Consider the following 10,022-nt stretch of genomic DNA (forward strand, 5'->3'; position numbering starts at 1 on the left):
CGCGCGGATTCAGGGCGCGAGCGTCGCCTGCGACGCGGCGGGCGCCTGGCCGGCGCCGGTCGGCGCGGCGGGCGCGGCCTTGGGCCGGATCATAGTCGGTTTAGCCGTCACCTTGCCACCCGGCTGGGCGAACTGGATGCCCTGCACGATCACCCGGTCGTCCGCCTTCAGCCCCGAGCGGATGACGCGCAGCCCCGCGACGAGCGGTCCGGTCTCGACCGGCCGCGCCGCGACGGTGCCGTCCTTGCCGACCACGAACAGCTGCTTGCGCGCCTGATCGGTGCGCACCGCGGCGTCGGGGACGAGCAACGCCGACACGGTGCCGCCCTGCGCAAGGCGCATATTGCCGAACATGCCGGGGGTCAGGAAATTGTCGGGATTGTCGATCACCGCGCGGACGCGCAGCGTGCCCGAATTGCCGTTGATCGCATTGTCGGAGAAATCGACGCGGCCCTTCCAGCGATAGTCGCTTTCATCTTGCAGACGGATCTCGACCTGCTGCGCCGCGCCGCCGCCGGCCTGGCGCTCGCGCTGCCCCTTGAGGAACAGCGCCTCCGAACTGTCGAAGTTGAAATAGATCGGATCGAGCGCGTTGATCGTGGTGAGCAGGCTGCCGCCCGGGCCCTCGCCCGCGGCGACGAGATTGCCCGCATCGACGCGGCGGTCGGAGATGCGGCCGCTGATCGGCGCACGAACCTGCGTGAATTCGACGTCGAGCGAGCGCGAGCGGACGCGGGCATCGGCGGCGGCGAGCGCCGCCGAGGCGGCGCGCACCCTGGCGTTCAACTGGTCGAGGTCGCTTTGCGAAATCGCCTCGTCGGCGATCAAGCGGTTGGCGCGCGCGAGGTTGACGCGCGCGAGTTCGAGGTCGCTGCGCGCGCTCGCGGCGTCGGCACGCGCCTCGGCGAGCGCGGCGTTGAACGGGCGCGCGTCGAGGGTGAAGAGCAGCTGGCCCTTGCGGACGATCTGGCCGTCGGTGAAGTGGACGCCGACGAGTTCGCCCGAGACGCGCGGACGCACCTCGACCGCGCGGCTCGCCTCGAAGCGGCCGACATAATCGTCCCATTGGGTGATGTCGCGCACCAGCGGCGCGGCGACGGTGACGACCGGGATCGGCGGCGCGGCGACCGCGGCATTGTCGCGGCTGGCGAGGGCGTAGCCGCCGGCGACGACGAGCGCGAGCGGCAGGCCGACGGCGAGGCCGCGACGCCAGCGGTTCGGGGCTTTTCCGGGGGCAGCGGCCGTACCGGGGACGAGTTCGACCTCCCGCGCTTTCGCGCGGTCGAAGGGGGAGAGCATGTTCATTGTCGTTACTTTCGGAAGAGGCGCGTGCTGAGCACTTCGGCAATGCGGCGGCCGAGCAGGTCATAATGGTCGGCGCTGAAACCGGCGGCGAAGAAATCGTCGATCTGCACGATCGTCACGGCATAGCCATGGTGCCAGGTGAGCACCGCCATGCGGCGCAGCGCCTCGAGCTTCGGGTCGGCGAGCCGGCGGTTGTAGCTTTCGCCGAAGATCGCGCCGAGCAGCTTGCCGACGCGGCCGGGCTCGCGGAGCGATGATGGCCGGTCGTGACGCGCAAGCATCACGACCGACCATTCGAGCGCCGTAAAGCCAGCGGGTTTGGCTTTGGGCGCTGCGGGGGCCGCCACGGGGGCAAGGGCGGCGACCCGGGAGGGAGCAAGCGCGAAGTCGAGCGCTTCGTTGACGGCAAGATAGGCCATGGCGGGTCCTCCTTGGATGGGGGTGCCGGGCGCAAGGGGGCTCAGGCCCCGGGACGCTTGCGCCCGGCGAGGGGAGATTTCGGATGAGCGGAAGGGTTCGTCCGCCGCGTGAAAACGGGGTCCGTCGCCTGTCCGTGAATGTCTGCTTGTTTGCCCGGGTGGTCCCTAGGCGGTTCTACATGTCCGTTTGCGCATCGGCGTTCCCTTCGCGTCATCGCAGCCGGTCGAACCGTCCAGCCACCTTCTGTACTGTCCGGTATATAACCCGGATCAGCCTTGCGTCAAGAGTTTTATACCGCGCGGTACGAAATATTTTTAATCGGGCGTTCAGCCAGGCTTTCAGGCGCCCGTCAGGGGCTGGGCCACAAGGTCATGCTGGTATCGACCAGACGTTCGAGCTCGGCGCGGGTCGCGCCGGCGCCCGCCTGTACCGTGATGCCCTGGAGCAGCGCATAGAGCACGCTGGTCAGCCCCTCGGCATCGACATGCGCGGGGATGTCGCCTTCGGCCTTGGCGCGTTCGAAGCGCTCGACGAGCAGGCGCTGCGACGAGGCGCGGCGGCGCACGACATCGGCCTTGATCGACTCGGCCTCGGGGCTGCACGCGAGCGACGAGATCAGCCCCATGCACCCCTTGGGATCGCTGGTGCCGCCATGGACGTCGATCGCGCCATGCAGATAATATTCGGCGACCTTGCGCGCCGTCGGCTGTTCGAGCGCGGCGCGGCCATATTCGAGCTTTTCCTGCTCGTACAAATCCAAAGCCTTGTGAAACAGCGCTTCCTTGTTGCCGAAGGCGGCGTAGAGGCTGGGCTTGGTGATGCCCATCGCCTCGGTCAGGTCGGTCATCGACGCGCCGTCATAGCCCTTCGCCCAGAAGACGTGGAGCGCCTCGGCGAGCGCCTGATCGACGCAGAATTCGCGCGGGCGACCCTTTTGCCCGGAGGCCGGGGCGGAGATGACATCCTGTTCCATAACGGTCGGTATATAATAAGCCGGCCACGAAAGTCCAGAGGGGGGTCGCGACCTTTGGCTCCCCTCCCGCAGGCGGGAGGGGAAAGGGGGAAGCGCCTAAAGCCCCTCGCCCCCCGTCCAGTGCGCGTTGACCAGCCGCCGCGCGAGCGCGCTGACCTGGGTGCGGATGTCGGGGACCGCGACGACTTCCCACAGGTCGCCGCGCGTCATCGGGCCGATCGCGAGGATATGTTCGGCGGGGCGGCCGTCGCGGTTCATGACATGGCCGTCGCGATCGATGTCGAGCCCGAGGCGCAGCGCGTCGGGGCGGATCAGCCCCTGCTTGAGCAGCCGGCGGACGAGCGGATCGGTCGCGCGCAGCAGGTCGCCCTGCGGCCCGGTGCAATTGACGATGCGCGCCACGTCGAGCCGCTGGCGGCGATCCTCGCCGCGCGGGCGCCAGTGGACCGCGACGCTGTCGACGCTGCCCGCGACCTCCTCGATCTTGCCGGCGCGGAAGACCAGCCGGCGCTCGGCGATCAGCGCGTCGATGCGGTCGGCGACCGGCGGCGCGAGCCGGTGGCGGTGGACGTCCCAGAAGGGGCGGAGGTGGCGCAGGAACCGCTGGCGCTTTTCGGCGTCGGCCGACGCCCACATCATCTGGGTGATCGGGCGGATCGAATCGACCGTCAGGCGCCAGTCGTCCTCTGCCGCGCCGGTGCGCGCCCAGCGCACGAGTTCGGAGAGTTCGGGCGCGGGCTTGGCGAGGATCGGGCGGACCGGCGCGAGGCCGTCGACATGGCGGTGCGGACGCAGCCCGCGGCGCGACATCGCGACGATGCGCCCCGCAAAACCGTTCGACACGAGCCGCAGTACGACGTCGACCGCGGTCAGCCCGGTGCCGACGACGAGCACCATATCGTCGGGCTTCAGCCCCTCGGCGAGCGGCCCCGTCCAGGGATCGCCGACATAGTGGAGCGGCGCGAGTCCGGCGCGCGCGATCGCGGGATGGTCGTGCGGCGGCAGATTGCCGATCGCGAGCGCGACCCTGTCGGCCTCGATCAGCCCGCCGTTGACGAGCCCCAGCGTGACCTTGCCGCCATGTTCGGCGATGTCGAGCACCTCGTCGTCGACCAGTTGCAGCCGCCGGCCATATTTTTCCATCGCCTGCCCCAGCGTCTCGCGCAGGTAGCGGCCATAGGTCGCGCGGCTGACGAAGGCCTTGTCGCAGCCGAGGCCGCGTGCCGCGAGCCAGTCGCAGAAATGGTGCGGACGGTCGGGGAAGGCGCTCATATTTCCGGCGCGGACGTTGAGCAGGTGGTCGGCGTCGGGGCTGCTGTAGGCGACGCCGGCGCCCATGCGCTGGCGGTCGCGCTCGATCAGCAGCACCTCGACGTCATCCTGTTCGAGCAGGTTGATCGCGAGCAAAGTCCCCGAAAAGCCCGCGCCGACGATCGCGACGCGGGTCGCGGTGCGAAAACGCGGGCGCGGGCCCTGCAGCATCGTGCCGTCGAACTTCATCGTCTGACCACGTCGCCCGACACGGTGACGCGTTCGAGCGCGCGATATTCGGGCCAATAGTCGCCGACCGCATAATGCTGGGTCGAACGATTGTCCCAGATGCCGATCGCATTGGGGGTCCAGCGGAAGCGCACCTGATATTCGGGCACCTTGATCCGGTCGAAGAGCAGGCGGAGCAGGCTGTCGCTCTCCTCCTCCGGGATGTCGACGATGCGGCTGGTGAAGGTGTAGTTGACGTAGAGGATCTTTTCGCCCGTTTCGGGGTGGGTACGCACCACCGGGTGGCGCACCGGCGGGAAGTCGCGCGCGAGCTGCGCCCGCTTTTCCTCCGAGACGCGGCCGCCGAAGCTGCGCACGATGTCATGCTCGGCCTCGAGCCCCGCGATGCGGTCCTTCACCGGTTGCGGCAGCCCGGCGTATGCCGCGGCGGTGTCGGCCCACATCGTGTCGCCGCCGAGCGGCGGCAATGTCCGCGCGCGCAGGATCGAGGCGATCGACGGCCGCTGGCGGAAGGTCACGTCGGTGTGCCATTTGTTATAGGCCTGGAAGGGCGCGAGCGTCTCGGCGGTGAGTTGCACGCCCTCGACGCCTTCGATCCGCAGGATTTCGGGATAGCCCTCGACATGCGGGATCACCGGATGGCCCTCGAGCTCGCCGAACAATTCGCCGAGCCGGACATGGCCGTCGTAGCTGATGTCCTGGTCGCGGAAGAAGACGACCTTGAAGCGCAGCCAGGCGGCGTGGAGCCATTCGGCCTCGGCATCGGTCAGCGGGCGGTCGAGGTCGAGCCCGGCGATCTCGGCGCCGAGCGTCGGGGTCGAGGGCGACAGGACGATGCCCAGCGAGTGGGCCTGTTCGAAAATGTCGGGTGTCTGCGGCAAACTGGCCATGGCGCGATCCTTCTGGTCGATGGACTGGAAAGCGGTCGATTCGTGTCGTCCCGACAGCCCGCGATCATAATTCAACCAGTTTGATTGACAAGGGTTGCGCGACAGCCCGCGCGAAAGCCACGACTGGTCGCAGAATCGATGGTCAGGCGATCGGCAGCGCGCTGGTCGACTTGATTTCGGACAAGGCGACGGTCGAGTTGATTTCCTGCACGCCCGGAAGCTTGCTCAGCCGGTCGAAGAAGAATTTCTCATAGGCGTCGATATCCTTCGCGACGATGCGCAGCATGAAATCGGTGCTGCCCATCAGCACGAAACAGTCGAGCACTTCGGGAAAGCCCTGAATCGCGGCGCCGAACTCGTCGAGATTGGCGCGGCCATGCGCGTTCAGCTTCACCTGCGCGAAGATATGCGCGTTGAGCCCGACCTTGCGCCGATCGACGAGCGCGACGCGGGCGCGGATATAGCCCTCCTGCTCGAGCCGGTTGATCCGCCGCCAGCAGGGGGTCGCCGACAGCCCGACACGCTCGGCGAGTTCGGCGGTGGTCAGGCTCGCGTCCGCTTGCAATTCGCGGAGGATTTTCTTCTCGAAGGGGTCAAGGTCGGTCATACCTTCTCATATTATCGTGATTTCGAGATTATTTAACCCATATCGGCGATTTTTCCAGCCATTTGGGGCAAGTTTCTCCCCGCCCGCCCCGCCATAAGCGGCGGGCAAGGAGATTTCCCATGGTCGTACAAGTTTCGCGCCTGACACCCGCCGCCGAGGTCGTGCGCCTCGAAGACAAGGCCGCCGGCCTCGACGGGGTCATCGTGATCCATTCGACCCGGCTCGGCCCCGGCGCCGGCGGCTGCCGTTTCTGGCATTATCCCGACCTCGCCGCCGCGAGTGCCGATGCCTTCCGGCTCGCCGAGGGCATGAGTTACAAAAATGCGATGGCGGGCCTGCCCTTCGGCGGCGCCAAGGCGGTGCTCCGCCGTCCCGCCGGCGATTTCGACCGCGAGGCGCTGTTCCGCGCCTTTGGCCGCGCGGTCGCCGCGCTCGGCGGCTCCTATGTCACCGCCGAGGATGTCGGCACCAGTGTCGCCGACATGCGCAGCGTCGCCGCGGAGACTCGCCACGTTTCGGGGATCGAGGCCGATGCGCGGCGCGCCGGCGGCGATCCGTCGCCCTGGACCGCGCAGGGTGTGTTCGACGCGATGGCGGCGGGTGCCGCGCACGCCTTCGGATCGAGCCTGAAAGGGCTGACCGTCGCGGTGCAGGGCACGGGCAATGTCGGCGCCGAACTGTGTCGCCGCCTCGCCGATGCGGGCGCCGAGCTGGTGATCGCCGACGTGAGTCCCGACCGCCGCGACCGGCTGGAAAAGATCCTCGGCGCGCGGGTCGTCGATGTCGCCGACATCCACAGGGTCGAGGCCGACATCTTCGCGCCGTGCGCGCTCGGCGGCGCACTGACCCCCGAGAGCGTCGGCGCGATGAAGGCGCGGCTCGTCTGCGGCGGCGCGAACAACCAGCTCGCCACCCCCGAGGTCGCCGAGCTGATGGTGAAGCGCGGCATCGCCTATGTCCCCGACTATGTCGCCAATGCCGGCGGGATCATCAGCGTGTCGGCCGAATATCTGGGCGAGAATCGCGCGCATGTCGTCGCGCGCGTCGCGCAGATCGGCCCGCGCGTCGCCGCGCTGCTCGAAGAGGCGGCGGGATGCCGCCTGTCGCCCGCGCTGGTCGCCGACCGCATGGCCGAGCGGCTGATCAGCGGCGTCGACCGGGTCGCGGCTTGAGCCAGCGCTTCGAAATCTGGATGCAGGACGACCCGCAGGCGCTGCTCCGCGTCGTCGGGCTGTTCGCGCAGCGTTCGCTGGTGCCCGAGGCGCTCACCGCCGAACGCGCCGATGACGGGCTGCGAATCATGGTCGAGGTCGCGGGGGTCGACGCGAAGGGCGCCGACATATTGGTCGCGCGGCTGCGCGAAGCCGTGCTGGTGATCGACGCCGGGCGGCGCGAGGCAACGCCCGCCTGACGCCTATTTAGCGAGCACGCGCGGGGGTACGGCGGCGGCTGCGTTTGCGGTCGCTGCGCCCCAAGACCCGCGCGCCGATCGCCGCCGCCGCGATGGTGAGCAAAGCCACGACCACGCCCATGCCGAGCAGATGCGCCTCGGTCACATGCTCGACCGAGCCGAGGCTCTTCACCGCGAAATAGCCGGGCGCGAACATCACCGGCACCCACAGGATCGCCGAGGTGACATTGGCGATCTGGAACCGGCGGTGCTGCATGTCCATGACCCCGGCGACGAGCGGGATCGTCGCACGGACCGGACCGAGAAAGCGCCCGGCAAAGATCGACAGAAAGCCGTAACGGCGAAAGAAGAGCCGCGCCCGCGCCACCATCTGGCGGTGCCGGTTGAGCGGCCAGCGCCGATAGACCGACGGGCCGATCCGGCGCCCGAGCGCATAGGATATCCAGTCGCCGAGACAGGCACCGACGATCGCCCAGCCGATGATCCACAAAGGTTCGACCGCGCCCATGCCGATCAAGCCGCCAACCGCGATCATCAGCGCGGTCGCCGGAATGAAAAGCCCGACGAGGGCGAGCGATTCGCCGAAAGCGAGAAGGCCGACGATCGGCCCCGCCCACATCCCGTGTTGCGCGATAAACGCCGTCGCGCGCGGGATCAGATCGTCCACATATCCTCCTGTCGGGCACCCGAAGACGATGCCGCCGCGCCGACTATAGCGGGCGGCGGCATCGCGCCGATGACGGCGTCATTCGGATCGTCGCACGAATGCCACGGCCCGTGCGGCCTATTCCTCGCGCTGCCCCATGAGATTGAGCAGCATCTGGAACAGGTTCACGAAGTTCAGATACAGCGAGAGCGCCCCGAAGACCGCAAGCTTGCTGTTGGTTTCATGGCCATGATGGGCGGCATATTGCGACTTGATGTTCTGCGTGTCCCACGCGGTCAGGCCGGTGAAGACAATCACGCCGACGATCGACACGACCAGTTGCAACGCGCCCGACTGGAGAAACAGGTTGACGAGGCTCGCGAGCACGACGCCGATCAGGCCCATCACCAGGAAGCTGCCGACCTTCGACAGGTCGCGCCCGGTCGTATAGCCATAGAGGCTCATCGACAGGAACATCACCGCGGTGACGAAAAAGGTCTGCGCGATGCTGGCGCCGGTGAACACGAGGAACACCGAGGCGAGCGACAGCCCCATCAGGCCCGAGAAGACCCAGAAGAGCGTCTGGGCGGTCGACGCCGACATCTTCTCGATCCGGAAGGAAAAGAGGAAGACGAAGGCCAGCGGCGCGAGCATCACCACCCATTTGAGCGGGGTGCCGAAGATCGGCTGGTAGAGCGCGGGCGTCGAGGCGACGAGCAGCGCGACGATGCCGGTGAGCAGGACGCCCGACGCCATATAATTATAGACGCTGAGCATATGGCGCTTGAGCCCGGCATCGAACGCGGCGGTATCGGCCGCACCGCGCGCCGGGTTGAGAGAGTGTTGTTCGAACATATCCATCCTCGTTGATCGATCCAACGAGCAGCGCGCACAGGTTCAACGAACTGAGATAGAAAGGACCTGCATCGAGCATGCTCGATGCGGTCCGACATCACGACCGTCCGAAGATCGATCGCCAGAGGGGCCCGGCCCGCATGTCCGATAATTAGCGATCGATCGTGAAAGATCAATGAAGGATTGGTCGCGGGCGGAGAGCGCCGAACCGGATGTCGCAGGACTGGATGGGGAAGTCTGGATGCCCCGCGAGGATTCGAACCTCGATAGGCGGTATCAGAAACCGCAGTCTTACCATTAGACGACAGGGCACCAGAGGCGGGCGCATTATGATTCGGGACGCGCGCTGTCAAGACCGTTGCGGCCTGTTGATCGCTCCCCCTTGCCCTGCCGCAAATCGCCGCTAGCATCGCCCGCATAATGAACAGGGGGCCGCGCCCCGCGCGGACACCCCGAAGGAGTGGGCTGAATGCGTCATGTCGCGATCGTCGGTTCGGGTCCGGCCGGCTATTACACCGCCGAAACATTGCAGAAGGCAGAGGATATCGCGGTCGACGTCATCGACCGCCTGCCCGTCCCCTATGGGCTGATCCGCACCGGGGTCGCCCCCGATCACCAGTCGATCAAGGCGGTGTCGCGCCGTTACGAGGGCGTCGCGCTGACCGACAATGTCCGCTTCGTCGGCCATGTCGCGGTCGGCACCGACGTGACGATCGACGAGCTCGTCGAGCTTTACGATGCCGTGGTGCTCGCGACCGGGGCGCCGAACGATCGACCGCTCGACATTCCGGGGGCCGAGCTGCCGGGGGTGATCGGCAGCGCCGCCTTCGTCGGCTGGTACAACGGCCATCCCGATTTCGCCGGGCTCGACCCGCAGCTCACCGCGCCCGGCGTCGCGGTGATCGGCAACGGCAATGTCGCGCTCGACGTCGCGCGCATCCTCGCCAAGACGCCCGGCGAATTTTCGGGCAGCGACATCGTCGCGCATGCGCGCGCTACGCTCGCCGACAGCGCGGTGCGCCAGATCCACATCCTCGGCCGCCGCGGCCCGCACCAGATCGCGATGACGCCGAAGGAGCTCGGCGAGCTCGGCCATCTCGAACGCGCCTCCCCGCGCGTCGACCCCGCCGACCTGCCGCCCGAGGGCGACGACGCGCTGCTCGAACCCGGCATGCGCAAGTCGGTGACGCATCTGCGCGCCTTCGCCGCCAACCCCGTCGCCAAGCCGGTGACGATCGATTTTGATTTCTTCGCGATGCCGGTGGCGATCGAGGGCGCCAAAGAAAATGGGGGCCGCGTCCAGCGCGTGATCGTCGAACGCACCGCGCTCGACGCCGAACTGCGCTCGGTCCCGACCGGCGAGACCTATGCGATCGAGGCGGGGCTGGTCGTCAGCTGCATCGGTTACCAGACCC

The 10,022-nt window shown here is 67.7% G+C and carries 11 protein-coding genes and 1 tRNA gene; 3 read left to right on the plus strand and 9 right to left on the minus strand.

The genetic code is table 11. The annotated features are described in order from the left end of the window. Positions 1-9 precede the first annotated feature (9 nt). From B1A78_RS05290 to B1A78_RS05315, 6 genes are all read right to left on the minus strand, one after another. Complete coding sequence (locus B1A78_RS05290) at positions 10-1,305, minus strand: efflux RND transporter periplasmic adaptor subunit (RefSeq protein ID WP_077145953.1); 1,296 nt, start codon at positions 1,303-1,305, stop codon at positions 10-12. A gap of 5 nt (positions 1,306-1,310) precedes the next feature. Further along, positions 1,311-1,724 (minus strand): hypothetical protein, encoded by a 414-nt coding sequence (locus B1A78_RS05295; RefSeq protein WP_077145954.1) that lies wholly within the window; start codon positions 1,722-1,724, stop codon positions 1,311-1,313. A 350-nt stretch (positions 1,725-2,074) separates the two neighbouring features. Continuing rightward, positions 2,075-2,698 carry a TetR/AcrR family transcriptional regulator gene (locus B1A78_RS05300; protein WP_077145955.1) on the minus strand — a complete coding sequence of 208 codons (624 nt, stop codon included), beginning with the start codon at positions 2,696-2,698 and terminating at the stop codon, positions 2,075-2,077. A gap of 96 nt (positions 2,699-2,794) precedes the next feature. Then, positions 2,795-4,198: an FAD/NAD(P)-binding protein gene (locus B1A78_RS05305; RefSeq protein ID WP_256837487.1), complete on the minus strand. Its 1,404-nt coding sequence runs from the start codon at positions 4,196-4,198 to the stop codon at positions 2,795-2,797. Continuing rightward, entirely contained in the window at positions 4,195-5,088 is an 894-nt protein-coding gene (locus tag B1A78_RS05310) for a TauD/TfdA family dioxygenase (protein ID WP_077145965.1), read from the minus strand. The genes B1A78_RS05305 and B1A78_RS05310 overlap by 4 nt, the downstream gene beginning before the upstream one ends. Positions 5,089-5,230: 142 nt before the next feature. Then, complete coding sequence (locus B1A78_RS05315; RefSeq protein ID WP_077145956.1) at positions 5,231-5,695, minus strand: Lrp/AsnC family transcriptional regulator; 465 nt, start codon at positions 5,693-5,695, stop codon at positions 5,231-5,233. Positions 5,696-5,814: 119 nt separating this feature from the next. Here B1A78_RS05315 and B1A78_RS05320 point away from each other — a divergent pair, with 119 nt between their 5' ends. Continuing rightward, positions 5,815-6,867, plus strand: coding sequence for a Glu/Leu/Phe/Val dehydrogenase dimerization domain-containing protein (locus tag B1A78_RS05320; RefSeq protein WP_077145957.1), 1,053 nt, complete (start codon positions 5,815-5,817; stop codon positions 6,865-6,867). Next, positions 6,864-7,106, plus strand: coding sequence for a hypothetical protein (locus tag B1A78_RS05325; RefSeq protein ID WP_077145958.1), 243 nt, complete (start codon positions 6,864-6,866; stop codon positions 7,104-7,106). Before B1A78_RS05320 ends, B1A78_RS05325 begins: the two co-directional genes overlap by 4 nt. A 7-nt stretch (positions 7,107-7,113) precedes the next feature. Here the strand turns inward: B1A78_RS05325 and B1A78_RS05330 are convergent, their stop codons facing one another. The 3 genes from B1A78_RS05330 to B1A78_RS05340 form a co-directional block, all read right to left on the minus strand. Next, positions 7,114-7,773: a DedA family protein gene (locus B1A78_RS05330; RefSeq protein WP_077145959.1), complete on the minus strand. Its 660-nt coding sequence runs from the start codon at positions 7,771-7,773 to the stop codon at positions 7,114-7,116. Between the two features lie 117 nt (positions 7,774-7,890). After that, positions 7,891-8,607, minus strand: a complete 717-nt coding sequence (locus tag B1A78_RS05335; RefSeq protein WP_077145966.1) for a Bax inhibitor-1/YccA family protein — start codon at positions 8,605-8,607, stop codon at positions 7,891-7,893. 238 nt (positions 8,608-8,845) lie between these two features. Then, positions 8,846-8,919 (minus strand) — tRNA-Gln (locus B1A78_RS05340). 157 nt (positions 8,920-9,076) lie between these two features. Between B1A78_RS05340 and B1A78_RS05345 the strand changes: the two genes are divergently transcribed. Next, a partial coding sequence (locus B1A78_RS05345; protein WP_077145960.1) for an FAD-dependent oxidoreductase occupies positions 9,077-10,022 on the plus strand: 946 nt, incomplete at its 3' end.

The sequence above is a fragment of the Sphingopyxis sp. KK2 genome, from assembly GCF_001990265.1.
Taxonomy (GTDB): Bacteria; Pseudomonadota; Alphaproteobacteria; order Sphingomonadales; family Sphingomonadaceae; genus Sphingopyxis.

Coding starts and splice junctions, on each gene's coding strand:
- B1A78_RS05320 (WP_077145957.1), top strand. CDS start 5,815: ATGGTCGTACAAGTTTCGCGCCTGACACCCGCCGCCGAGGTCGTGCGC.
- B1A78_RS05305 (WP_256837487.1), bottom strand. CDS start 4,198: ATGAAGTTCGACGGCACGATGCTGCAGGGCCCGCGCCCGCGTTTTCGC.
- B1A78_RS05295 (WP_077145954.1), bottom strand. CDS start 1,724: ATGGCCTATCTTGCCGTCAACGAAGCGCTCGACTTCGCGCTTGCTCCC.
- B1A78_RS05290 (WP_077145953.1), bottom strand. CDS start 1,305: ATGAACATGCTCTCCCCCTTCGACCGCGCGAAAGCGCGGGAGGTCGAA.
- B1A78_RS05310 (WP_077145965.1), bottom strand. CDS start 5,088: ATGGCCAGTTTGCCGCAGACACCCGACATTTTCGAACAGGCCCACTCG.
- B1A78_RS05315 (WP_077145956.1), bottom strand. CDS start 5,695: ATGACCGACCTTGACCCCTTCGAGAAGAAAATCCTCCGCGAATTGCAA.
- B1A78_RS05300 (WP_077145955.1), bottom strand. CDS start 2,698: ATGGAACAGGATGTCATCTCCGCCCCGGCCTCCGGGCAAAAGGGTCGC.
- B1A78_RS05335 (WP_077145966.1), bottom strand. CDS start 8,607: ATGTTCGAACAACACTCTCTCAACCCGGCGCGCGGTGCGGCCGATACC.